Raw genomic sequence first — 25,640 nt, forward strand, 5'->3', positions numbered from 1 at the left:
CTATGGCTCTGCGTAAATTATATATTTTTGTTGAAGGAACAGACGACGCCTTGTTTTTCAACAAGGTTTTCCTGCACCGTTTCAAAAAGCTTTACGACGATGTCGAAATTATTCAGTATGCCCAGATGAAAAAATCTAAAGTCGATTTGTTTATTCTCAGCATTAATACTTTGAATTTCGACTATATTATGCTTGCCGATATGGACGAAATCGAAACTGTTGCCGAAAAAAAACGAATAATTAAACATAAATTCGAACTGATTGATATTGAAAAAATTCTAATTGTAATCAAAGAAATTGAAAGCTGGTATCTGGCTGGTATGCCCGATGAATTCGCTCAATCGCTCGGGCTCGAACCAATTCCAACAACCAACACTATTACCAAAGAAGATTTCAATCTTTATTACATTCGCACTTATCGCTCGCGAATTGATTTTATGCAGGAAGTGCTAAAGCATTTTTCGGTGGAAATCGCCTGCCGCAAAAATCGCTCTTTCGATTATTTTTACAAAAAATTTTTTTTAAATAAACAGAATTAATATTTTTGGTATAATTTTTTCTATCTTCAATTGAACTTATAAAGTAATAAAATGAAAAATCGGCGACAATTTATAAAGCAATTTGCTTCAGGTGTTTTTGCTTTCGGTGCGGCAAGCAGTTTGATGGCTCGGACTCTTGACTTCGTTCCTTTCAAAGGTTCTGAACTTGAATTTAACAACATTGAGCAAACAAAAGATAAAATATTACCTCCGGCACTACAAAAAGGTTCACTTATCGCTATTGCTTCTCCTGCAAGTCCTGTGAGTGCGTGGAATATATCCGGCACTGTAAACTTGCTCAAAAATCAGGGATATTCAGTTGAAATCGGACGAATTGCAAAAAACCAGAAAAATGATAATAATTATTTTGCTGCAAGCGATCAGGAGCGTGCCGAAGAACTTATGAAGTTTTTCGAGCGTCCCGACGTTTCTGCTATTATGTGTGCCCGCGGCGGTTATGGAGTTATGCGTATTTTAGACAAACTCGATTACGACGTAATCAGGAAAAATCCAAAAATTGTCGTCGGATTCAGCGATATTACAGCCTTGCTCAATGCTATTTATGCAAAATCCTCTCTTGTTACTTTTCACGGTCCCGTTGCCGTTAGCAGCTGGCAGGATTTCACTTTGAACAGTTTCAAAAAAACTCTCTCGCTCGACGAACTTTTTTCTGCTAAAATTGACGATATGCAGGTGATAAACGATGGTGTTGCCGAAGGATTCGTTCAAGGTGGCAATCTGAGAATTATCTCGAGCACTCTTGGCACTCCGTACGAAATTCAAACCGACGACTCTGTTTTGTTTCTGGAAGATGTATCCGAACACGCCTACGAAATTGACAGAATGCTCACTCAACTTGTGCTTGCCGGAAAAATGAAGAACGTTAAAGGAATTGTTTTCGGAAAATTTAAGAACCTGCACGCACGCAAATCATTCTATCCTAACCGGGGCATAACTATTTTCGAGGTAATCAACGAAATTTGCAAGCCTCTCGGCGTTCCGCTTGTTTATGATTTTCCTTTCGGACATATAGTTAATAAAATCACTCTTCCCATTGGAATTAAAGCACGCATAGACACCAGAGCCAAAACTTTTTCCCTGCTGGAACCCGCAGTCTGCTAAATCATATTGCTAAGGCAACTGATTCCTACTGGCTCAACCGATAAATACGCTTCTGCATAGCGAACCCCGATTAAGCTCCCGAAATACTTTGCACGGGCTACTAGCTCTTCTTTGAATTCCGGACTTGATAGCTTTGTTTGCGGTTCGTTTGTATTTTCGTTGCCTGTAACATACACCTGCGAAGCAAATGCTTCAATTGCCTTCATCTTTATTTCCTGAAAATCAGAAATATCTATATAAAAGTCCGGCTTTCGTTCGAACTGGTAGCTTTGCATAAAACAGAAAATTTTTCGGGTTCGGTAAATTTCCTGCTCTTCTCCGTTCAGCTCGGTATGAATTTTTGTTAGTCCGCTTTTGAACAGAGCATTTCTCACAAGCCGATGAACAGCCTCGTGGTCCGGGTGGCGTTCAAACGGCGGATGTGTAAGAATAATTTTTGGCTTAAACCGACGAATTATGGAAATCACCCGATAGAGCGACTCCGGACTTTCGTCTATGAAGCCGTCCATCATTCCTAAATTTATTCTGTGCGACACTTTGAGTATTTTCGTTGCTACCAGCGATTCCTGCAAACGAAGGTCGGGATTGCCGCGAGTGCCCATTTCCCCGCGGGTGCAATCCACTATTGCAACTTTTTTTCCTGCTGCTGTAAGTTTTGCAATAGCTCCGCCAGATGATATTTCGGCATCGTCCGGATGGGCATCAATAACCAGCATATCAACTGTTTTTACTTCCGCATCCTCATAAATAATCCGCGTTTCCATTTAATTACCCGTGATAGAATGAATTTTTTCAATTCTTATCATATGGCGGCCGCCTTCGAATTCTGTAAAAAGAAACGTTTTCACAATTTCCTTTGCAAGCGACAAATCTGTAATTCTTGCCCCAAGAGTAAGCACATTTGCATTATTATGACGGCGTGCCATTTCTGCCATTTCTACTGATGTGCAGTTTGCCGCGCGAATTCCCACTATCTTGTTTGCAGTAATTGCCATTCCTATGCCTGTTCCGCAAATCAATATTCCAAAATCTGCTATGTTTCCTGCAACCGCTTCCGCAGCCGGAAAAGCAAAATCGGGATAATCTACTGATTCTTCCGAAAATGTTCCAAAATCCAGCACTTGCTGTTCCAACTCTTTCAGAAAAACTGACAACTCTCTTTTATAATTATACCCGGCGTGGTCCGATGCTATTGCTATTTTCATAAATTCCCTATTCCTTTACTATTATAATTTTTCTCACTTTTTTTAATAAAATTATCAACATTTTTTTAACAATCTACATTTTTTTATGTTAATAAAACGAACTTTTCCACCAATTTATTTAGTCCAAGTATTTTTTTTTCACACAACTATATTTTTTTGTGAATATTTTGTTAATAAGTTCGCAGGTTTTATACATTACCAACAATAATTTGCAAATTTCTAATTCTTATTATTTCAAAGTTTTAATCGCTTGTCAAGCATTTTTTTTTAACTTTTCCACACACATTATTATAATTATTAAAGATATACATAAATATATAATAATATTAATAGAAATCTTACCAACATTGTTTCTTTATAGTAAACAACAATTTCTGTCCGATTTGAATAATTAAAATTTCTGAAAATGAAGAGAGATTATAGTATCTATTTTTTTACAAATTCAACTTCGAAATAGCTGTTCCAATATTTACCTGTAAGAATAAATGTGCGGCTCGCCGGAATAAAAACTATTCCGTTAGATACTTCGGGCGAACCTCCACGAACAACTATTTCACGCAACGGAGAAATATCAATAATTCCCACAGCTTTGCCCGAAGCTGTGTCTATTTTTACGATTTTATCTTCCTGCCAGATATTTGCATAAAGGAAGCCCTGGTCGTCGAGCTCCAGCTCATTTATGTTATACACCTGACGCCCGTTCAAATAATGCACCTGTTTGGTGCTTATAGTCGAAAAATCTTGCGGATTAATGTATTTAAGCACGAAAGAACCGTCAGACATTATAAAACGTTCTCCATCGCAGGCAAGTCCCCAGCCCTCGCCGTTATATCGGTAAGCACGTTCTAATCTGAGAGACTTTGCGTCGTACACATAGCAAGTGTTTTCCTGCCAGGTAAGTTGATAAATTTTGTTTTTCCAGAGAGCAATTCCTTCCGCAAATTTATCATTTGGAACGGAAGTTTTGGCAATCACTTTTCCGCTCTGTGGGTCAATTTTGTAAAGTGCAGAATGTCCATACCCGCCTGTGCTTTCGTAGATAAAGCCATCGTAATAAAGAAGTCCTTGCGTGTAGAACTCCGGATTGTGAGGAAACTGACGAATAATTTTAACAGTGTAGTAAATTGTGCTGTCAGCTGTTTCTGCACTGTTTGCCTGATTAAGATATTGGAATTTCACATTTTCTTTAGTTTCTTGCTTGCAGGAAGCAAGAAATGCAATCATAATCAAAAAAAATGTATTAATTTTCATCGCCCGTTTTCATTTTATTAATAATATTTGTTGTAGATTTGCCTGCTACAAATTCAATAGTAGCAACACTCCCCCCGTAGCTTTCCACAAAGTCGGCTCCAACAATATTTTTACGCTCGTAGTCTGCCCCTTTCACAAGGAAATCCGGATGCACTTGCTTAATAAGTTCAATTGGTGTGTCCTCATCGAAAAGAACAACGTAATCAACAGGTTTCAAAGCATTTAGCACCACTGCCCTATCCTGCTCGCAGTTTATTGGTCGCGAATGTCCCTTCAGCCGACGCACCGAATCGTCTGTATTCAGCCCGACAATCAATACATCGCCTAATTTTTTAGCCTCTGTAAGATAATAAACGTGTCCGGCGTGAATAATATCGAAGCAACCATTAGTGAAAACAAGCTTTTTGCCTTCATTCCGCAATTGCTCGCAAAGCTCTGAAATTTGTTTTCTTTCAACTATCATATTATTCAGTAAAAATCTTTACAGCATTTATTAATTTATCAATTTGAACAGAAACAATTCCCGGCTCCTCGCACACAACACCAGCGGCAAAGTTTGCCATAGTGGCGGCTTCTTCAATAGTTGCCCCGGCAGAATAAGCAGCTGCAAGAGTTGCTATCACTGTATCGCCTGCACCAGAGACGTCGGCAACTTTCCGGGCACGCGTCGGAACTGATTTTATTTCGCCGTTACTTTTGAACAGCCGCATTCCCTCCGAGCCAAGAGTAATCAATAAGTTTTCTGCTTTTAGTTTTCCGAGCAAATAGTTTCCGGCTTCGTTGAGAGCCTCGTCGGACTTAATTTCGAGGTTTAGGGCTAATTCTGCTTCACGTTTGTTTGGCTTGAAAAGTGTAACTTCTTTATATTCAAAGAAGTTAGCGAATTTCGGGTCTACAAATACAGGTATTGATTTCGATTTTGCGAAGTTTATTACTGAATGAATAAGTTCAGCAGTTATAGCACCTTTGTTGTAGTCCTCGAATATGATTGCAGAAAAATCGTCTGTTTCTTCGAGTTTGTTAATTATGAAATTGATTGCAGATTTATCGATTGTAGAACGCTTTTCCAAATCCAAACGCAAAAGTTGCTGATTATTGCCTATGATACGGGTTTTGAGTGTGGTCGGGCGATCCTTGTCCTGAAATAGTCCCGAAGGATCAATACCGATTTTTTGGGAAATATCAATAAAGACATCAGCAAATTTGTCGCAACCAACTACACCAAATAGATAAGGCGACGCACCAAGCGACTTCAAGTTTGCAGCAACATTTGCGGCTCCTCCGAGATGATAGGTTTCGCTTTCCAGATCGACAACCGGAACAGGTGCTTCCGGCGAAATACGCGATACGCTTCCCCAGAAATATCTGTCGAGCATTACATCACCGATTACAGCTATTCTGCGGTTAGCTATATTTTGAATTATTTCCTTTGCTCTATCTACTGTTAAATTAAGCATATATTTTATATTCCAATATCAAATAGACATAATTCTGAAATTAGTATCCATATTGTATTTGATAACCAGCAAAGCATTTTCGTATTTTGTGAAATCAATTCTCAAATCAGTTTGTGCTTTGAGATTGATAAGCCCGAGTTTTTTAATTTCCGGTGCATTTTCTGCGTTAATATCGACGTCGCTTATTCCGAATACTTTGCTAATCAGGTTCACTTTATCTTCTTCTGTCAGGAAATCAGCACCACCTAAATTATATAATCCGAATTTTTTCCGCTCAAAAGCATTAATTACAGCTCGTGCAACATCATTATTCCAAACAGGGTTCGATAAAACCGTGTTTTGCACTTCCACATCAATTCCAGTTTGCAAATATACATAAATTTCGGATACTTCATCTAAATTATCATAACTTGAATAGCCGAATACTTTTGTAGTGCGAAAAAGTGTAATCTGGTTTAAGTCCTGCTTGCAGGAATTTTCTCTTGCCACAAGGCTTTTGGATAAATAATCGGTTGGGCAAACAAGGTCGTCCTCCGAATAAGGACCACGTTTGCCATCAAAGACAAGCTCGCTGGAAAATGTAATGTAGTGGATGTCTGCGATTTTTGCAGTAGTAATAAGAAAATCATTCAAATCTACATTAATATTCCAGATTTGCTCTTTTGTAAGATTGTCTTTGTTGTTAGTAATTATATATGGATTAATAATAATATCGGGCTTTTCCGAAAGTATTGTTTTCCGGAATAATTTTCTGTCAGAAAAATCAAGAGTGTATTCCCATTCTTCATTATAAGTAGGAGGCTGGGCAATATTTATACGGCACAGCTGAGCGTTTGTTTCGCGTGGGATTAGATTTTCGAGAGCCTCGCCGATTAAAGTGTCCGGTTGAATAAGAACAATTTTCATATATTTATCTTAAATAAATTGATAGAACTGAAACATCAGCAGCCGAAACACCAGCGATACGGGATGCCTGACCAAGCGAACGCGGACGAATTCGGCTGAGTTTTTCCTTTGCTTCGTTCGATAGCGAAGGAATTGAAAAATAATCAATGCTTTCAGGAATGTATTTGTTTTCGTTTTCCATAAAATATTCTATTTCGCGTTTTTGACGTTCAATATAGCCATCGTATTTAATTTCTGTGCGTAATTGCTCCAGCAATTTGTCTGATGAAAGCACTTTACGCACCACTGCGTCTTCGATTTTGGCAATTTGTGCTAATTGAACAATATCTGTGTTTTCTCTTTTTGCAAGTATAAATATAGATTGAGCATCATTTATTGGATTTTCTCCGTTCGAGATAAGATATTCATTCACTTCGTTAGGTTTCAGCTTGTTATTTTTGAAAAATTCAAAAGCATATTTCACCGCATTTTCCTGTCTCTGGAAACGTTCAAATGTTTCACGTGAAACAAGCCCGAACTGATAGCCGTATTTCATCAATCTGTATGCGGCATTATCCTGACGCAGAAGCAATCTGTATTCGGCAAGCGAAGTAAATAACCGATACGGCTCTTCTGTATTCTTGTTTATCAGGTCGTCTATAAGCACCCCGATATAGGCTTCTGAACGCCTCAAAATAAATTCGCCTTCTTCCCTTATTTTCAAAACAGCATTAATTCCGGCAACCAAGCCCTGTGCTGCTGCTTCCTCATAACCGGAAGTTCCGTTTATTTGCCCTGCAAAAAACAGCCCGTCAATTGCCTTTGTCTCTAAGGTGTATTTCAGCTGATAAGGATAGAAAAAGTCGTATTCTATGGCATAACCGTAGCGTAGTATTTCGCATTTTTCCAGACCGGGAATTGTTCGCAAACCTTTTTCCTGCACATCACGCGGCAAACTCGTAGAAAATCCGTTCACATACACACTCTCTGTCCGTAGCCCTTCGGGTTCAAGCAAAATTTTATGCGACAGACGTTCTGCGAAGCGGTCGATTTTATCCTCTATCGAGGGACAATATCGAGGTCCAACGCCTTCTATTCTGCCTGTAAACATAGGAGAACGCGAAAATCCCGTTCTAAGTATTTCGTGAGTGTGTTCATTTGTGGAAGTTGCGAAACACATCAGACGGTTTTTTACCTTATGAGTGCGATAAGAAAACGGTTCCGGAGGTTCGTCGCCACCGGCTAATTCAGTTTTGCTGAAATCAATTGATTTTGCGCGAACTCGTGGGGGTGTGCCTGTTTTTAATCGGCCTTTTTCTAATCCATACGCAGCCAGCAAATCAGACACACGGTCCGAAGCCGGTTCACCGTAGCGTCCGCCGTAAGTTACATCCAAACCGGTGAACATTTTGCCATTGAGAAATGTTCCGGCGCACAGAATAACGGCTTTTGCTCTGAGGTATTCATTAGATTTTGTTTTTATTCCGGCTATTTTATTATTCTCAACAATGATTTCATCAACAGTGTCTTTTATCAAAGTTAAATTCGGTTGCTTAATCAGCAATTCAAGAGCGTATTTTGGGTATAGGTCTTTGTCGATTTGAGTGCGGGGCGACCACACCGCCGGACCTTTCGAACGGTTCAGCATTTTAAAGAGAAGCCCGCCTCTGTCGGCAAGCACTCCCATTGCTCCGCCTAAGGCATCAATTTCCTTCACAAGGTGCCCTTTGGCAGTGCCACCGATGGACGGATTGCACGATGGGCGCCCGATTGTGTGCAGGTTCATTGTTACAAGTGCCACCGATGCACCCATATTGGCAGCAACAAACGAAGCCTCTATGCCTGCGTGCCCGCCACCAACTACGATTATATCAAATTTATTGTCTCTATGTTTCACGTGGAACATTATTTACCAATACAGAAATTAGAAAAAATTTGATTTAAAACGTCTTCGCTCCATTTCTTGCCTGTGATTTCGCCCAACTTTTCGGCTGCCTGACGAATATCAATTGCTATGGCAACGTTGTCGAAGCCGGATTTTATCGATTCGATTGAATTTTGCAGAATGCCTGCCGCTTCCGCAAGCAGTTTTGCTTGTCTTTGGTTTATCAAAGCGTCCTGCTCTCTCGGAAAAGATACTTTCGCCTTCCCGGCAATCAGTGATTTTAAATTTTCTATACCTAAATTGTGTTTTGCAGATATGCCCTCTACCCTGACACCCTCCAACAAATCAACTTTGTTCTGCACAACCACCACTTCTCTGTCGGGATGCTTCCGGCGTATTCCTTCGGCTAATTCATCAGAATGGTTTATGCCTTTCGTTGCGTCGTTTATCACCAGAATTAAATCCGACATCTGCAACACATTCTCTACAAGGCGAATACCTTCCACTTCAATTATATCATCGGAAGAACGAACTCCGGCTGTATCCACAAGCCTGACGTGAATATCGCCTATATAAAGCGATTCTTCAATATAGTCGCGCGTAGTGCCCGGTATTGGGCTCACAATCGCACGGTGCTTTTGCAATAATGTATTGAACAGAGTTGATTTCCCGGAATTCGGAAATCCGGCTATCCCAACATAAAATCCATTTCTCAATATTTCGGCACTCCGGTGGGACAATGCAAGCGAAGAGCAATATTGCACAACCTGCCCGATTCTTTCAATAATCTGGTGCTTTTCTACCAACTCTATTTCTTCTTCCGCAAAATCCAGTTCCAGTTCGAGCAAACCAGCAATATTCATCAGATTTTGAATAATTTCGTCAAGTCGCTTTTTGAAATTTCCAACGAGCTGCCGCGAGGCTGTTTGTGCCGCCAGCCGTGTAGTGGAATGAATAATATCGGCAACAGCCTCCACTTGCGATAGGTCTAACTTGCCGTTAATAAAAGCGCGTCTGGTGAATTCTCCCGGCTTTGCTATTTCGGCTCCGTTTTCTATGCATAGGTCGATTATTTCGTTTGCCACTATCATACCGCCGTGACAGCTGATTTCGGCTACATCTTCGCCCGTGTAGGAATTCGGCTTTCGAAAAACAGAAACGGTTACAGTATCCACGATTTCTTCGCCGCGGTAGATTTTGCCGTAATGTATCGTGTGGCTCCCGGCGTCCTGTGCCTTTGTGCGTCCGGAGAAAATTCTATCGACAATCTCAAATGATTTCTCACCTGAAATCCTGATTACAGCCAACCCGCCTATTCCCGGCGGTGTTGCAAGAGCTACAATTGTTGATGCCATTTCTCTTCTCAAATATAACTTTCTAAAGACGGTTAATTTCTTTATTTGTTTTATATTGATATACTTCTGTTCCTATATTGTTCTACACAACAAACAATATTATTTATCGGCTAAATCTATTATATTTCATTTAGATTTGAAAAAAATCGTTATTTTTGTTTTTTATATTTGTTAAATAAATAATATAATATTACTATGGCTGGTTATCCTTTTAAAGAAATTGAACAAAAATGGCAAAAATTCTGGCAGGAAAATAATGTAAATAAAGTTGTCGAAAACAAAAATAATCCCAAATACTATATCCTCGATATGTTCCCCTATCCGAGCGGTGCCGGGCTCCACATCGGGCACCCCGAAGGCTACACAGCCACCGACATTATCGCCCGCTACAAGCGTATGAAGGGATTTTCGGTGCTGCATCCGATGGGTTTCGATGCCTTTGGTTTGCCTACTGAACGCTATTCGATGACTACTGGCATCCACCCGGTTGTTGCAACTGAAAAAAACATAGAAAATTTCAAACGACAGCTTAATATGATTGGGCTCGGCTACGATTGGTCCAGATGTATCAATACTACCGACCCGAATTATTACAAATGGACGCAATGGATGTTTCTGCTTATCTACAACTCATACTTCGACAAAGAACTGAATAAAGCTCGCCCAATCTCTGAATTGCCTATTCCCGACAGCATCACCGACCCTCGCGAAATCGAAGAATACCGCGACCGTCATCGTCTTGCTTATATTGCAATGATTCCTGTTAATTGGTGTGCCGAGCTTGGCACTGTGCTTGCCAACGAAGAAGTGGACGAGTGGAAAGAAAAAGGCTACACTGTGGAACGCCGTCCTATGCGTCAATGGATGATTCGCATCACCGAATACGCCGAACGATTGCTTGCAGACTTAGAGCTTGTCGATTGGCCCCACTCAACAAAAGAAATGCAGAAAAACTGGATTGGCAAAAGCGAAGGTGCTTTGATTAACTTCAAAATAGATTCATCCGACAAACATATTACTGTGTTCACTACTCGTCCCGATACAATTTTCGGTGCTACCTATCTGGTGCTTGCTCCCGAACACGAGCTTGTCCCTGAGCTTACAACCGACGAATACCGCAACCAGGTCGAGCAATACATTAAGCAGGCCGCCGAGAAAAGCGACCTCGAACGCACTGAACTTTCCAAAGAAAAAACCGGCGTTCCAACCGGCGGCTATGCTGTTAATCCTGCCAACGGCAAACGTATTCCTATATGGATTGCTGATTATGTGCTTGCTCACTACGGAACCGGTGCAATAATGGCTGTGCCCGGACACGATACTCGCGACAACGAATTCGCCCGTCAATTCGGATTGCCTGTTGTTCAGGTAGTTGCCCCCGCTGATGGTTCACGAATCGATGTAGAAAAAGAAGCCTTTGTCTCTTACGATGGAATTGGGGTAAATTCCGAAAATCAGGAAGTATCGCTCAATGGCGTTCCGACTCGCGAAGCAATCGAACGAATAATAAATTGGATCGAAAATAAAGGAATCGGACAACGCAAAGTGCAATATAAATTGCGTGATTGGCTCTTCTCCCGGCAACGTTACTGGGGCGAACCTATCCCTATTATGTTTTTCGAAGATGGAACAAAGCGAGCCTTAGACCCCGACGAATTGCCATTGCTGCTGCCCGATGTAAAAGATTTCAAACCCGCCGGCACCGGCGAATCACCACTTGCCAACGTCCCCGAATGGGTTGATTTCGTGGACAAGAAAACCGGAAAACGCGCCCGCTACGAAACAAACACAATGCCTCAGTGGGCTGGCTCCTGCTGGTATTACCTGCGTTACATTGACCCAAACAACAATGAATTCTTCTGCTCGAAAGAAAAAGAACAATACTGGATGATGCCCGATGGAGTTGATCTTTATGTTGGTGGTGCCGAACACGCTGTGCTGCACTTGCTTTATGCACGGTTCTGGCACAAAGTCCTTTACGACTACGGCTATGTGTCCACTCCGGAACCATTCAAAAAGCTCTTCCACCAGGGATTAATCCTTGGCGAAGATGGTCGCAAAATGTCTAAATCGCTCGGCAACGTGATTAATCCGGATGAAGTAATTAACGAATACGGTGCCGATTCTCTCCGTTTGTTCGAAATGTTTCTCGGTCCGCTCGAAGCTTCCAAACCCTGGTCTTCCAAAGGTATCGAAGGTGTAAACCGCTTCCTTAATCGTGTCTGGAGAATGATTCTCGACGACGACGCCAACCTTTCGCCTAATGTGGTCGATGCTCCGCTCAACGACGAGCAGGAATACGTGCTGAACTACACTATCAAAAAAGTGCAGGAAGATATTGAAAACCTTAGTTTCAATACAGCTATCGCTCAAATGATGATATTTGTCAATGAATTCTACAAATACGAAACGAAACCAAAAGATGCTATGAAAAAATTCGTTCTTTGCCTTGCTCCGTTTGCTCCGCACATCTCCGAAGAATTATGGCAACGTCTGGGCGAAACCGAAAGCGTTGTCTTTGCCGGGTGGCCCGAGTTCGACGAAGCCAAAACCGTGCGTCAGACAATCGAGTTCGTTGTTCAGGTGTGCAGCAAAATTAGAGCTCGCCTGCAAATCAAACTCGACGCAACGGAAGAAGAAGTTAAGCAAATTGCTCTCGCAAACGAACAAGTGCAGAAATACGTTGATGGCAAGCCAATTCGTAAGGTTATTTTTGTTCCGAATAAGCTTATTAATATTATTGTCTAAGCTGCCGCTTAGCTTAACAAATATCTGATAAATAGTTGAAAATATGGGAAATTTGTGCAGGTTTAAACAAATTTCCCTTTTTAATTTTTAATAATTGAGAAATTTAAAAATATTAATTTTTAGGCTTTGCTAAATTAAAAGCATTTTTTAATTTTTCAAATGTATTTGAATTTTTTTCGAATTAAATATTGGAGAAAAGAATGAAAAAGATTGCTGTTCCTGTAACAAGCGATGACCAGATTGACGAACATTTTGGACATTGCGAGTTCTACAACGTTTACACTATTTCGGACAACAATGAAATTGTTGAAATTCAAAGAATTAAGTCAGAGCAAGTTTGCGGATGCAAATCAAACATTGCTGTTACATTAGCACAAAGCGGAGTTTCGGTTATGCTTGCCGGTGGAATTGGTAGCGGAGCAATTAACGTTCTCAATAGCGCCGGTATTGAAGTTGTTCGAGGTTGCTCCGGCAATTCATCGGAAATTGTTAAGCAATTTGTTGAAGGTCTGGTGCGTGATGATGGTTCGGTTTGTCAGAAACACGAACATCACCATAATGGCGGACATCATCACATTTGCAATAATTAATAATGCGATAATTAACAAAAAGGCTGCTCAGTGGAAAGCAGCCTCTTGTTTTTATGTATATTCGATAAATTTTAACTATCTTTTTTTCAATGGTTTAGGTTCAATCATATTTTCTGGGGAAAGAATTTCGTCGAGTTGCTCTTTTGTGAGTAAGTTTTTCTCTAAAACGAGTTCGTATATTCCCCGATTTGTTTCGAGTGCCTCTTTTGCAAGAGCAGAACTTGCCTCATACCCAATATAAGGATTAAGTGCGGTAACAAGTCCGATACTGTTTTCTACGTAAGCCCGGCATCTTTCCACATTTGCGGTAATGCCGTCAATACAACGTAATTTCAGTGTTTTTATACCATTTATAAGCATTTCCATTGATTCAAATATGCTCAAAGCAATTACAGGCTCCATAACGTTCAACTGCAACTGCCCGGCTTCGGCTGCCATAGTTACCGTCAGGTCGTTGCCTATCACTTTGAAGGCAATTTGATTGACAACTTCCGGAATAACAGGATTTACTTTGCCCGGCATAATTGACGAGCCCGGTTGCATTGGTGGCAGGTTGATTTCATTAAGTCCGGCACGTGGACCCGAGCTCAACAGACGCAAATCGTTGCAAATTTTCGATAATTTTATTGCAAGGCGTTTTACTGCTGAAGAGAAAATAACAAATGCACCGGTGTCCTGCGTTGCTTCTACTAAGTTTGATGCAGATTTCACCGGCAAACCTGTTATTTCCCACAGATATTGAATTACTGTCTCGCGGAATTTCGGGTCTGCATTTATACCTGTTCCAATTGCTGTTCCGCCCATATTCACTTCGAGTAGCAAACGGGCGTTTGCTTCGAGACGTTGAATTTCTTCTTCCAGAGTGTCAGCAAATGCTCCAAATTCTTGTCCGAGCGTCATTGGAACAGCATCCTGCAACTGAGTTCGTCCCATTTTGATTACTTGCGAAAACTCTTTCGACTTGTTTCGGAACGAAGCAATAAGCTCTTTGAGTGCTTCTACTAAATTTTGGCTTTCGTAAATAATAGCAATGTTCAATGCTGTTGGGTATGCGTCGTTTGTCGATTGCGAAAGATTAATATGGTTGTTCGGATGGCAATGCTCGTAGTCGCCTCGTTCATAGCCCATTATTTCAAGAGCACGGTTTGCAATTACTTCGTTGGCATTCATATTTGTTGAAGTTCCGGCACCACCCTGTATAACATCTACAATAAAATGAGTGTGCCATTTTCCATGAATAATTTCTTCGCAAGCTTCGAATATCGCTTCTGCCATACGTGGAGGGAGCAATCCAAGAGCAAAATTTGCTTTTGCAGCGGCAAGTTTCACTTGGGCAAGTGCCTTTATCAGCAATGGATAATGCGAAATAGCCACACCTGTAATATTGAAATTTTCGTATCCGCGAAGTGTTTGAATACCATAATAAAATTCATACGGCACTTCACGCCACCCAAGCAAGTCGTGTTCGCGGCGTGTGCGTCCGGAAATATACTGGGCAGCTGCATCTGCCACCTGGTTTGTAGTTTGACGCATACGGCGGGAAATCACTCTTGCTACTCGCGAGAGAATTTTCACTACTGCCTGAGCCTGCGACTGCATCAGCTCGTTTAGCTTCTCGCGGTGAAGCTGTATGATTACGCTATCCACCGAAGCTCTTGCCGATGTAGAATGCGGATAGTCGTCCATCAACGCTCCTTCGCCCAAAAAATCGTATTTTGTGAAAACTGTCAGGATTTTCTCACTTCCGAACGTTGTGCTTTTAACAAGCTCAATTTCTCCGTCGGCTATCATATACAAATGTGTGCGTGGTGCATTTTCCTCGAATAGCTTTTCGCCTTTTTTGATCTTTCTGATTTCGGCTTTTGCAGCTATCATTGATATTTCTTCGTCGCTGAGGTCTTTGAATAACTCTATGTCCTTGATATACTTCTGAATGTCTTCAACTTTCATAGCATTCTCCAATTAAACTGAAAATTTAGCAAATTTAAGTATTTATTGTTTTTTTTCAATAAATTTTCAATATATTTACGAAATTATTATTGATTGACGTTTATATTTATAATAATTTTTGATTATATTTGAATTTACCGATAAAAATTTATCGGATAAGAAATAGGTTTGAATTTTTACCAATAATTGTGTTGCCTGATTATGAATGAATTGACTAAAAGGGTTCTTGTCGCTGCAATTGGAATACCGTTTGCCTTATTTATCATTGTAACAGGAGGGTTCCCGTTTTTTATTACTATTTCGGTTGTTTCTTTGCTTTCGTTGTTAGAGTTCTATTCTCTTGCAGAAAAGAAAGGGTTTGCTCCACACAATATTAATGGTGCGATTTTCGGAATTATCATTCAGTCGGTGTTCTTTATTCAGTTTAGCCGTATTAGCAATCTCAGTCCGTTTATGTCGGCTATCTTGATTTACCTGATTTTTGTTATGATTACTCTGATTTGCGAAATGTATTCAAAGAACCCGAATAAAATTGCAAATGCAGCTGTAACAATTCTTGGAATGTCCTATATATCAATATTTTTTATAACATTCTACATTCTGCGGGAATTTAATTATTTCCTGTATTTGTTCGATACTCACGCAAAATCATACGCTTTTGGGCGTGATTTCACTCTTCTTTCGATGTTGCTGAAAATTCCGCCCGATAGATGGGCTTACCTTATTATTACTTTGCTCGGTTCTATCTGGGTGTGCGATAGTGCTGCATATTTTATTGGCAAAGCAATTGGCAAGCACAAACTTTTCGAGCGAATAAGCCCCAAAAAAACTATCGAGGGAGCTATCGCAGGTTTCGTGTTCGCAATTTTGTCGTTTATAGGACTTGGAAAATTGTTTTTGCCGGAAATCCCGGTAGTGCATTTTATTGCTGGGGGTGCTATTGTCGGGGTGTTAGGTCAGTATGGCGATTTAGCCGAATCTATGCTTAAACGCGACGCCGGAGTCAAGGATAGCTCAAACATTCTGCCCGGTCACGGTGGTGCGCTCGATAGGTTCGACAGTATTTTGTTTGTTTCTCCGTCTTACTTTATTTACTTGTGTTTTGTTATATTTTTTGATTTGGGAATATGAGTAGAACAGCATTAATAACTATAGCTCAGGGAACTGAAGAAATTGAAGCAATTGCCCCTGCAGATTTGTTGCGGCGTGCTAATTTCAACGTTAAAATTGCTGGTGAAAACGAGATTATTACTTGCTCGCGCGGTGTAAAAATTATTCCTGATTTACTGATAGAGCAACTCAATAGCGACGTAGAATTCGATATTATCATTCTTCCGGGCGGACGCACCGGCACTTTGAACCTGCTGAACAACGAAAAATTAGAAAAGCTCCTTCGCAAACATTATGAACGGGGCGGGTGGATTGGTGCTATTTGTGCCGCTCCTACCATACTAACCCAACACAAGCTGCTGCCAAAAGGTTCTCCTGTTGCTGCCCACCCTTCGGTGCGCGAAATGCTGGTCGAATATAATTACTCCCAGTCCGCGGTTGTTGTCCACGAGCGTTTCATCACAAGTCGCGGCGCCGGCACAAGTATTGACTTTGCTCTGAAAATAATCGAACTACTGCTCAGCAAGGATACCGCTGAACAAATAAAAAAAGATATTACCTACGATAATTAATTTGATTGTTTTTGAATAATCTGAATATTTAGAAACAAAATTTAATTAACAAGATTAATTTATGCGATTATGAATTTAGTAAATTGGAAAATCGTGAATAATATAAATAAAAAATATTCGATTCAACAACGCAATTTTTTTATAAAATTTTTTGCCTGGAATGCAAAAAAATCGACCTTCATATTTGCCCGCTATTGAATTTTTTCGGACGGTTTCGATGAATTTATCGTCCAGAGGGCAAAATTGCAATATAAACGATTTATGTGCGAAATTTGAATTTGACGGTTATGGATATTTCTGAAGCTTATAAATTTGGAACTGAACAACGGGTAAATAAAATTGCAGGCGTTCTAAGCCGCCGTCAGCTCGATTTGACTGTTGTTGCTGAAAATATTTCCGACCCCCACAATCTTTCGGCTATGATGCGCAGCTGCGATGCAGTCGGTATTGCGAGCGTATGCCTTGTGTATCATTCGGGACAGCCCTTTCCTACTCTCGGCGAAGCAAGCTCGGCAAGTGCCAGAAAATGGGTCGAAACACTTAAATTTCGCTCTATCGAGGAATGCTACAAATTCCTGCGTCAGCAAGGTTTTAAAATTTATACAACTCATCTTGCAAAAGATGCCGTTTCGCTCTACGAACTTGATTTGACGCAAAAGGTCGCTCTTGTATTTGGCAACGAGCACTCGGGCGTCTCCGACGAGGCTGTCGGGCTTGCCGACGGCAATTTTCTTATCCCGCAGGTTGGGATGATTCAGAGCCTCAATATTTCAGTTGCTTGTGCTGTGAGCATCTACGAAGCATTTCGCCAACGCTTGCTTGCCGGCAAATACGATCACTGCCAATTCGAAGAGCAGGCTTTCGTTGCGAAAATCAAAGAATGGTTGCTGCGTTAGGCAATACCATAGAAGTTCTCCGACGAGCTGAACTTTTGTTCAACCTGATTTTTCAAAAGGCTGTTTTCGCTTTTCGAAAGATTTGGGTCGTCCTCAATAATCTTTGCTGTAAAAGAACGAGCCGCTTCGAGTATCTCGCGGTCTTCGACTAAATCAGCATATTTAAATTCTGGCAATCCCGATTGCCGCTTGCCAAGAATATCGCCCGGACCACGCAGTTTCAAATCCACTTCCGCAATTTCAAAACCGTTGTTTGTCCTCTCCATTGTCCGCAAACGCACAAGCGCCGCAAGTCGCTCGTTTTCGTCTATATTTTTCATCTTACTTTTAAATTTATCTTTTGTTAGCAATATGCAGTAAGATTGCTCGCTACCGCGACCGACACGCCCACGCAACTGGTGCAATTGCGACAGTCCGAATCGCTCGGCATCCTCGATTAGCATAATAGTTGCGTTCGGAACATCAATTCCAACCTCGATTACTGTCGTTGCAACAAGTATCTGAAACTCCCCGCCAGCAAATTTTTGCATTGCTTCTTCCTTTTCATACCAGAACATCTGACCGTGAAGCAAACCACACGCGAATTCAGAAAAAACCTCTCTTTGGATAAATTCAAAATGTTCTGTTGCTGCCTTCAGTTCTAATTTCTCGGATTTCTCCACCAGTGGATAAACAATATACGCCTGACGTCCATTTTTGATTTCACTTCGGATGAATGAATAAATTTCATCCCGTGTGTCGTCGAAAGCAACTTTCGTTAAAATTGGTTTGCGATTCTTGGGCAGTTCGTTGATGATAGAAACATCAAGTTCTCCGTAGGCAGTCATAGTAAGAGTGCGAGGTATCGGAGTTGCCGACATAACAAGAATGTGCGGACTTAAGTTTTCGTCGCCAAGCGATTTTCTGGCAATTTCGATAAGTTCTGCTCGTTGGCTTACGCCAAATCGGTGCTGCTCGTCGATTATAACATACGCAAGTTTATTAAAAGGAATATCGTTCTGGAAAAGTGCGTGAGTGCCTACAATAATTTTTGCTCTCCCCGTAGCAATATCATCGAAAACTTTTCGCCGCAAAGACGCTTTCTGCCCGCTAACCACCTGAACTATTTCAATATCTAACTTAGCATTTTCAATAAATTTTTTGAACGAAAGAAAGTGCTGTTCTGCCAATATTTCAGTTGGTGCCATAATTGCCACCTGATAGCCGGCATCAATTGCAATAAGCATCGTAAGCAGTGCTACAATAGTTTTCCCCGAACCTACATCTCCCTGAAGCAAGCGATTCATCGGGCGAGCTGACCCGAAATCATCGCAAATCTCACGTATTACCCGCTTTTGTGCGTTTGTCAGACTAAACGGCAATGAGGCATAGAGCGTTCGCGCCAAATTGCTTTTCGCCGGAATTGTAACGCCTCGCTCCGTTGTTTGAATTTTCTTTTTGTTCAAAGTGAGCAGTAGCTGGTAGAAGAAAAATTCCTCGAATTTTATTCTGTAACGTGCAGCAGATAATTCATCTGGCGATTTTGGAAAATGCAAAGCCCGGATTGTGTCATATACCGAAGGGAATTTAAGCATATCTAAATACTTCTGTGGCAAACTTTCCTCAAACTCTTTGAAATTCGCAATTGCATTGCGTATAATTGAGCGTAACTGGTTCATCGTTATGCCTGCCCGCCGCATTGCATCCGATATTCTGTATTTTGGCAGTATTGCTCCTTTCTGAAAGTTTTCCATTTCGTCAGGTTCGATTATTTCAATCTCCGGGTGAGTAAACGTAAGCACAGAATAGTCGATTTCCGGAACTCCCGAAACCACAATATACTGTCCCGACTGATAAATTTTCTCGAAAAATTCTATTCTGTTCCAGAAATTTATTCTGCCATATCGGGAAGAACCGTCGTAGATTGTAAGTTGCAGGAGCTTTTTGCGGGAAAATTGCCGCACTTGCTTCATTGTTATTTTGCAAATCAAGGTGTATTCTTTTTGCAGGGTGAAATCGAAAATTTGTTGGGATTGGGAGTTCTGCGTTTCTGCAATTTCACGAAAAATCTGGTTTATCGTTTTCGCTTCGTCGCGTGCTATATACGAACGAGGGAAATAATAAACTAAATCCCTGATAGTTATTATTCCGCTTTCGTTTAGTGCTTTTGCCCGCTTCGGACCAACACCTTTGAGATATTGCAAATCTGAAATCTGCTCTTTTTTCATTTATAGCAAATGCTCAAACAAAATTTTAACTCCGAGCAAAATAAGAATAATTCCGCCAAAAATAAAGGCTTTTGTGTTGAATATTGAAGAAGTGCGTTCGCCAATCCTTATGCCAATCAGCGTCATTGCAGCAGCAACAATTCCGATAATCAGACTGACGAAAAATATATGCACATTCAGCAATGCAAGGCTGAAACCAATAGCGAGTGCATCCAAACTTGTTGCAATTGCAAGCGTAATTAAATAAAAACCTTTAGAAATATCTTTGCTGATTACTTCACTGCTTACCTTCCTGCCTTCCCAAATCATTTTAAGCCCAAGTGCAACGAGAATTGCACATACTACCCAATGGTCATATTTTTCGATAAATTTTAAAACGTTTATTCCGATTGCCCAGCCCACCAAAGGCATAATAAACTGGAAAAAACCGAAATGGAAAGAAAGGCGGAATTTTTGTCGCTTTGTGGCTTTGCGAAAAAACGCTCCCGCAGCAATAGCAACGCTAAACGCATCCAATCCCAGCACAAACGATAGAAAAAATATCTCGAGCAAAGTCATTGGCTACCACGGAAGATTGTCCAAATCAACATTTCCGCCAGAGAGAATAATCCCAATCCGAGAGCCGGCGAAGGGGTCTTTTTCTGCTATTACCGCCGCAAGAGCAGTAGCCGATGATGGTTCGACAATGATTTTCATCCTTTCCCAGATTAATCTCATCGAAGAAATAATTTTATCATCGTCTATAGTAATAATATCCTCCACGTTTTGCCTGATAATCGAAAACGTAAGTTCGGAAAGCGTTGTGCGAAGTCCGTCCGCAACAGTGTTTGGAACAATTTGCGTAACTCGCGCGCCTTCGCGCATCGAGCGAGCCGCGTCGTCGGCTCCCGAAGGCTCTGCACCATAAACCTTTGCCTTTGGCATCAGAGATTTCACAGCAATAGAAGTGCCCGATAGCAGTCCGCCACCTCCAACCGGGGCAATAACGGCATCGAGTGTCCCGACTTCGTCGATAAGCTCAAGTGCCGCAGTGCCTTGCCCGCAAATAATGTTGAAATTATCGTATGGATGCACAAAAAGTGCCCCGCTTTGGTTTACAAACTCCCGCAAGGTGCTCTCCCGGCTTTCGAGTGTGGGTTCACACAAAATAATGTCAGCACCGTAGCCCGCTACAGCATTTTTCTTTACGCTTGGGGAATTGTTCGGCATAATAATCGTCGCTTTTGTGCCGAGCATCTTAGCAGCCAGAGCCAGAGCCTGAGCGTGATTGCCGGACGAATGAGTAGCAACGCCGTTTCGGAGTTCCTCTGCCGTAGCCGAAAGCAAGGCATTGGTCGCCCCTCGGAATTTAAAGGCTCCAACCTTTTGAAAATTCTCGCACTTAAAGAATATTTCGCAACCAAGCAGCGTGTTCAAATAGCTTGAAGTTAGTACCGGCGTGCGGTGCACAAACGGCTTTATCCTTTCGTGTGCCTCTCTGATGTGATTTATTTGAGGAATTTCCATTTTTCACCTTTGTATTTTCTACAAATTTAAGAAAATTAAAGTGTTCAGATTAATATTTATTATCATACTATTTTGCTATTAATGATAATTTCAAAATAATCAACCGAAAGTGTGATTTCTTGGTATGGGCTTTCATCTGCAAATTTCTTTCTGTTTCGTAAGAAGCAACAAAACCTGTCTCCATATTCTCTCATTTTTTGTAAATTTGCATTTTTGCAAACTTAATTGTATATTAAAAGTTAATTTTTTTCAATAATTATTCAATTATTTTATTTAATATAGATATAGATTTTTATTTGGAGAGTTAATGGAATTAAATGAGATAAATCAAAATGGAAAAAACCACGCAAATAACGGAACAAATGGCGACAATAAAATCATCGAACATGTTCAGCATATTCAAGAAATTCTTGCAAATGAGGACATTGTAGAAGTTCTCTTCAAAGGCAACAGGCGTGGTTTTTATATTTCGACTAACTTCGATACTATTCAGCCCGACGACAAAGTGGTCGTGGAAGCCGAAAATGGTGTTGATTTAGGCATTGTTACTTATATTGGAGCTTCGGCTAAAGCACGCGTTAGATGCTGCCACAAAGCCCGCTCCATAAAGCATAAAGTGGTTCGCGAAGCAGACGACGAAGACCTCGAACGCTACTTTATCAATACTGCCGAAGAACCTTCCGTCGTGAAAAAAACCCGCGAACTTGTCGAGCAGTTCAAACTTGATATGAAGGTTACCGAAGCCGAATGGCAACTCGACCGCCAACGCTTAACTATTTATTTCACTGCACCGCAACGCATAGATTTTCGCGAGCTTGTCAAGGAACTTGCCCGTGTCTTCAAAACCCGAATTGAACTGCGACAGATTTCCACTCGCGAAGAAACTAAACGAATGGGTTCGGGCTTCGGTCCCTGTGGGCTGAACCTTTGTTGCACTTCTTTCTTAGCAGATTTCAATCACGTTACGCTCGAACACGCCCGTTTGCAGCAGCTTTCCAACAATGTTGCGAAGCTTAGCGGCTATTGCGGCAGATTAAAGTGCTGTCTCGTTTACGAAATTGATACTTACAGCGAAGCATTTAAGCACTATCCACAACTTCAATCACGAATCGAAACCGAAGAAGGTCTTGCAAAACTTATTAAAGTGGATATTTTCAAGCAGATTTCTACATTATATTTACCGGATGCCGGCAAATACAAGCAAATCACTTACGATGAACTGAAAAATTATATGAGTAGCAATAAAGTGCTACCACCAGCAGAAGAAGATTTACGCAACGCTCTTGGCGATGGCAATATTCAGGTGCGTCGCGACATTCACGGCGAAGAGTATATTGTAGAATAATGCTCATCGGGCATTTCGGATTCTTTGAGTTTTCTCTTTGTGATTATTTGTAGAAACATCGGGAATTATTATGGTGTCGTCTCAAATTAAATTTACTGTGTTCGGATTGGTGCAAGGCGTCGGGTTTCGCTATTTTGTGGCTCGGAACGCAATCTCGATGGGGTTGCGTGGTTATGTTCGCAATGAATACGATGGAACTGTCTCGGGTGTTGCCATTGGCAATCCCGCAAGTATAGATAAACTGAAATCTCTGCTGCAAGCCGGACCGTCGCGCAGCAAAGTTGAAAAAGTTATCTTCGAAGACTTTTCTGGTGAGGACAATTTTGTAACATTCGAAATTCACTAAGTGAACAACATTAAAAAAATATTCACGGCGTTTATTATCTTTCTGATTGCTCAATCAGGTGCTTTCGCAGAAATTACCAGAATAACATATCCATCCCTGAATGAAATCAGCCCGCGCGTTGCTTTGGTGCTTAGCGGCGGCGGAGCCCGCGGTGTGTCGCAGGTGGGTTCGCTCGAAGTGCTCGATGAGCATCGTATTCCTTATCATTGTATTGTCGGAACAAGTATTGGCTCAATCATTGGTGGGTTGCTTGCTTCGGGCTATTCTCCGTCCGAACTCGATTCCTTAATCAACTCAATCAATTGGAACGATATTTTTTCTCTCAAAGAGCAAAGTAGCCGCACAGACCTCTTCTTAGACCAAAAAATAATTGAAGACCGTTCGCTGATTACTTTTCGCTTCAAAAATTTTAAATTCATAGTTCCTGAGGCAATTTCCGCCGGCGACCAATTTAATATTACGCTCCAAAGAGTGTTCTGGAATAGCTTATATAAGCCTCACGGCAGCTTCGACAATCTGAAACTTCCTTTTCGTGCAGTTGCAACCGATATTATTTCCGGCGAATCCATTTCGCAAAAATCCGGGAATATTATTACTGCTATACGCGCAAGTGCAACTGTTCCTCTGCGATATACTCCAATCCGTTCCAATGGACTTATACTTGTCGATGGCGGCATCTTTGCAAACATTCCTGCCGAGCAGGCGCTTGAATTTTCTCCCGATTTGATTATTGCTATCAATACTGTTTCTCCAAAACTCAATTCGGAAGATTTGAACACACCCTGGAATATAGCCGACCAGGTGATTACTATTTCAATGGATAAATTTACCCGAAAGCAAAAAGAATTCGCCGATTTTATCATCACCCCAAATATCGGACGCCACAAAAACACCGACTTTTCTAATTTAGATACGCTTATCCGTGCCGGACGCTTTGCCACTAAACAATTAGTGCCTCAAATTCAGCAAAAATATCGTTCCAAATTCTATTCTAAAATCAACGAGTATCACAAAAATCTCTCAATTGAAATGCTAAAGGGCAAAGCAATCATCGCCGATGGCTTCGATAGCGACGAGCTTGCTTTTGTCCGGCAAACCTTGCCTTCAATTAACAGCATAGACCAATACAACGACTTGATTATTAAACTGCTCGAAACAAATAAATACAAGCAGATCTCGCTTAGCATATCGTCCGACTCTGTTGTGTTTTCCGCAACAAAGTTTCCGCTTCTTTCATCGATAAATTTAACCGGAGTTTCAAATCCGGCTGTGGCAGAGTTTGCTCAGGAGTATGTGCAAAATAATCCGTCAGTCCCATTATCACCACATGGTATAACCCGCATCAAAGAAGATTTGCTCCGAAAATACCGTTCCGAAGGATATTCGTATGCAATTATTACAAACGAAAGAGTGGATAATTTCGGCAATTTGTTCCTCACCATAGACGAAGGCACTATCGGCGAAATCGTTATTATCGGAAACGAGGAAACAAGCGATTTCCTTATCCAGCGCGAACTTAAATTCAAAGTCGGGCAAGTGCTTAATGCCGAAAAATTAGTTCGCGGATGGAATAATTTAGTTAAAACCGGGCTTTTCTCCAATGTTGAAATTGATGTAGAAGAAAATATTGAAAATGCAAAAAAAGTTGTCGTTGTAAAAGTTACTGAGGGTGGCACTCAAACCCTTCGCATTGGCGGGAAAGTCGATAGCGAACGCTACGGACAGGCTGCAATCGACGCAATCCAAGAAAACCTGTTCAATGCCGGAATTCGCCTTTCTGTACGTTCCACTATCGGTTCCCGCAACCAGGATTACACTTTACTGCTCGAAAATCCTCGCATTTTCAAAACAGACTTTTCGCTGTCGGCTTCAATGTATTATTCTAACCGCGATATAAATAATTATCTGTTTCAGAAAAAATCGCTCTACCACTTCGATTATCGCAAAATTGGCGAAAGCACTATCGAACGCTTCGGTGGAATTGCTAATTTCGGTCGCCAGTTAGACAAAAACGGCACGATTTCATTTGCTTACCGCTTAGAAAAACAACGCTATTTTGCTAAGAACATAAGCAAACCAAGCTTTTCCAACATTTCTACAGTCAAAGTGGCTGCTATCTTCGATAGTGAAGACCGTTCATTTCTTGCCCGAAGCGGGCAGCGAATTGAACTTTACCTCGAAACAGGTGCCGTGGCAATTGAACCATCAGTAAGTTTCTCAAAAGCATATTTTTATTATCACCATAATTTTACTATCGAGAATGTTACTTTTCGCCCGGCAGTTTCTTTCGGTGCCGCAGATAAATCGCTCCCGGCATCTGAATTTTTCTCGCTCGGCGGTCAGGCAAGCTTCTACGGTTTGCGTGAAGATGCCGAACGCGGACGACAAATTTTGCTCACATCGCTCGAAGCCCGCTATAAACTTCCTTTTCAAATATATTTCGATACTTATTTATCTGCAAGATACGATTTGGGAAATGTTTGGCTGCAGCCAGACGAAATTACTTTCAAAGATTTTCTGCACGGCGGCGGTATTGCCTTCGAACTCGACACACCTCTCGGTCCAGGTCGGTTTGCCGTAGGCAGAAGCTTTTATTTCAGAGAAAACGGGGAAATTGTATTTGGGCAACCTGCCTTGTATTTTAGCATCGGAATGAAACTGTAATTCGCTT

At 41.2% G+C, this 25,640-nt stretch carries 22 protein-coding genes; 10 read left to right on the top strand and 12 right to left on the bottom strand.

The window, feature by feature from the left end; all coding sequences use genetic code 11:
• The first annotated feature begins 2 nt into the window (after positions 1–2).
• Together ACY2LT_RS07695 and ACY2LT_RS07700 are read left to right on the top strand one after the other, a co-directional pair.
• On the top strand, positions 3–539 hold the full coding sequence (locus tag ACY2LT_RS07695) for a hypothetical protein (RefSeq protein ID WP_491814944.1): 537 nt from the start codon (positions 3–5) through the stop codon (positions 537–539).
• 51 nt (positions 540–590) lie between these two features.
• Positions 591–1,661 (top strand): S66 peptidase family protein, encoded by a 1,071-nt coding sequence (locus tag ACY2LT_RS07700; protein WP_491814945.1) that lies wholly within the window; start codon positions 591–593, stop codon positions 1,659–1,661.
• Here ACY2LT_RS07700 and bshB1 read toward each other — a convergent pair.
• The 8 genes from bshB1 to mnmE all read right to left on the bottom strand — a co-directional run bounded on the left by bshB1 (position 1,658) and on the right by mnmE (position 9,699).
• Positions 1,658–2,425 carry a bacillithiol biosynthesis deacetylase BshB1 gene (bshB1, locus tag ACY2LT_RS07705; protein ID WP_491814946.1) on the bottom strand — a complete coding sequence of 256 codons (768 nt, stop codon included), beginning with the start codon at positions 2,423–2,425 and terminating at the stop codon, positions 1,658–1,660. The two genes, ACY2LT_RS07700 and bshB1, sit on opposite strands and share 4 nt — an antisense overlap.
• Positions 2,426–2,866 (bottom strand): ribose 5-phosphate isomerase B, encoded by a 441-nt coding sequence (rpiB, locus tag ACY2LT_RS07710; protein WP_491814948.1) that lies wholly within the window; start codon positions 2,864–2,866, stop codon positions 2,426–2,428.
• Between the two features lie 426 nt (positions 2,867–3,292).
• A complete protein-coding gene (locus tag ACY2LT_RS07715; RefSeq protein WP_491814949.1) occupies positions 3,293–4,117 on the bottom strand; it encodes a glutaminyl-peptide cyclotransferase in 825 nt (274 codons plus the stop codon).
• Positions 4,107–4,580 (bottom strand): D-glycero-beta-D-manno-heptose 1-phosphate adenylyltransferase, encoded by a 474-nt coding sequence (rfaE2, locus tag ACY2LT_RS07720; protein WP_491814951.1) that lies wholly within the window; start codon positions 4,578–4,580, stop codon positions 4,107–4,109. The genes ACY2LT_RS07715 and rfaE2 overlap by 11 nt, the downstream gene beginning before the upstream one ends.
• A 1-nt stretch (position 4,581) precedes the next feature.
• Positions 4,582–5,574 carry a D-glycero-beta-D-manno-heptose-7-phosphate kinase gene (gene rfaE1, locus ACY2LT_RS07725; RefSeq protein ID WP_491814952.1) on the bottom strand — a complete coding sequence of 331 codons (993 nt, stop codon included), beginning with the start codon at positions 5,572–5,574 and terminating at the stop codon, positions 4,582–4,584.
• An 18-nt stretch (positions 5,575–5,592) separates the two neighbouring features.
• Positions 5,593–6,480 carry a sugar nucleotide-binding protein gene (locus ACY2LT_RS07730; RefSeq protein ID WP_491814953.1) on the bottom strand — a complete coding sequence of 296 codons (888 nt, stop codon included), beginning with the start codon at positions 6,478–6,480 and terminating at the stop codon, positions 5,593–5,595.
• 4 nt (positions 6,481–6,484) lie between these two features.
• Entirely contained in the window at positions 6,485–8,365 is a 1,881-nt protein-coding gene (mnmG, locus tag ACY2LT_RS07735; RefSeq protein WP_491814954.1) for a tRNA uridine-5-carboxymethylaminomethyl(34) synthesis enzyme MnmG, read from the bottom strand.
• Positions 8,365–9,699, bottom strand: a complete 1,335-nt coding sequence (gene mnmE / locus ACY2LT_RS07740) for a tRNA uridine-5-carboxymethylaminomethyl(34) synthesis GTPase MnmE (protein ID WP_491814955.1) — start codon at positions 9,697–9,699, stop codon at positions 8,365–8,367. Before mnmE ends, mnmG begins: the two co-directional genes overlap by 1 nt.
• Before the next feature lie 195 nt (positions 9,700–9,894).
• Between mnmE and leuS the strand changes: the two genes are divergently transcribed.
• Both leuS and ACY2LT_RS07750 read left to right on the top strand, forming a co-directional pair.
• Entirely contained in the window at positions 9,895–12,447 is a 2,553-nt protein-coding gene (leuS, locus tag ACY2LT_RS07745) for a leucine--tRNA ligase (RefSeq protein WP_491814956.1), read from the top strand.
• A 200-nt stretch (positions 12,448–12,647) separates the two neighbouring features.
• Complete coding sequence (locus ACY2LT_RS07750; RefSeq protein WP_491814957.1) at positions 12,648–13,037, top strand: NifB/NifX family molybdenum-iron cluster-binding protein; 390 nt, start codon at positions 12,648–12,650, stop codon at positions 13,035–13,037.
• Positions 13,038–13,112: 75 nt separating this feature from the next.
• Here ACY2LT_RS07750 and aspA read toward each other — a convergent pair whose 3' ends face one another.
• Positions 13,113–14,987, bottom strand: a complete 1,875-nt coding sequence (gene aspA, locus ACY2LT_RS07755; RefSeq protein WP_491814958.1) for an aspartate ammonia-lyase — start codon at positions 14,985–14,987, stop codon at positions 13,113–13,115.
• Between the two features lie 201 nt (positions 14,988–15,188).
• Between aspA and ACY2LT_RS07760 the strand changes: the two genes are divergently transcribed.
• The 3 genes from ACY2LT_RS07760 to ACY2LT_RS07770 all read left to right on the top strand — a co-directional run bounded on the left by ACY2LT_RS07760 (position 15,189) and on the right by ACY2LT_RS07770 (position 17,565).
• The gene (locus ACY2LT_RS07760) at positions 15,189–16,118 is read left to right on the top strand and encodes a phosphatidate cytidylyltransferase (protein WP_491814959.1); all 930 of its coding nucleotides are present in this window, start codon (positions 15,189–15,191) and stop codon (positions 16,116–16,118) included.
• Positions 16,115–16,669 carry a DJ-1 family glyoxalase III gene (locus tag ACY2LT_RS07765; RefSeq protein WP_491814960.1) on the top strand — a complete coding sequence of 185 codons (555 nt, stop codon included), beginning with the start codon at positions 16,115–16,117 and terminating at the stop codon, positions 16,667–16,669. The genes ACY2LT_RS07760 and ACY2LT_RS07765 overlap by 4 nt, the downstream gene beginning before the upstream one ends.
• A gap of 287 nt (positions 16,670–16,956) precedes the next feature.
• Entirely contained in the window at positions 16,957–17,565 is a 609-nt protein-coding gene (locus tag ACY2LT_RS07770; RefSeq protein WP_491814961.1) for a TrmH family RNA methyltransferase, read from the top strand.
• Here the strand turns inward: ACY2LT_RS07770 and recG are convergent.
• From recG to ACY2LT_RS07785, 3 genes are read right to left on the bottom strand one after another with little or no spacing between them, the layout of a single operon-like run.
• Positions 17,562–19,772 (bottom strand): ATP-dependent DNA helicase RecG, encoded by a 2,211-nt coding sequence (gene recG / locus ACY2LT_RS07775; RefSeq protein WP_491814962.1) that lies wholly within the window; start codon positions 19,770–19,772, stop codon positions 17,562–17,564. The two genes, ACY2LT_RS07770 and recG, sit on opposite strands and share 4 nt — an antisense overlap.
• Entirely contained in the window at positions 19,773–20,330 is a 558-nt protein-coding gene (locus ACY2LT_RS07780; protein WP_491814963.1) for a manganese efflux pump MntP, read from the bottom strand. It lies immediately after the preceding gene.
• Between the two features lie 3 nt (positions 20,331–20,333).
• Complete coding sequence (locus ACY2LT_RS07785; protein ID WP_491814964.1) at positions 20,334–21,278, bottom strand: pyridoxal-phosphate dependent enzyme; 945 nt, start codon at positions 21,276–21,278, stop codon at positions 20,334–20,336.
• A gap of 307 nt (positions 21,279–21,585) precedes the next feature.
• On the opposite strand from ACY2LT_RS07785, the gene ACY2LT_RS07790 reads away from it, so the two are divergent.
• The 3 genes from ACY2LT_RS07790 to ACY2LT_RS07800 all read left to right on the top strand — a co-directional run bounded on the left by ACY2LT_RS07790 (position 21,586) and on the right by ACY2LT_RS07800 (position 25,633).
• Positions 21,586–22,623, top strand: coding sequence for a PSP1 domain-containing protein (locus ACY2LT_RS07790; protein ID WP_491814965.1), 1,038 nt, complete (start codon positions 21,586–21,588; stop codon positions 22,621–22,623).
• A 70-nt stretch (positions 22,624–22,693) separates the two neighbouring features.
• Complete coding sequence (locus tag ACY2LT_RS07795) at positions 22,694–22,969, top strand: acylphosphatase (protein WP_491814966.1); 276 nt, start codon at positions 22,694–22,696, stop codon at positions 22,967–22,969.
• The gene (locus tag ACY2LT_RS07800) at positions 22,970–25,633 is read left to right on the top strand and encodes a patatin-like phospholipase family protein (protein ID WP_491814967.1); all 2,664 of its coding nucleotides are present in this window, start codon (positions 22,970–22,972) and stop codon (positions 25,631–25,633) included.
• The last annotated feature ends 7 nt before the right edge of the window (positions 25,634–25,640 follow it).

It is taken from the genome of Eximiradius proteiniborus, assembly GCF_058546985.1.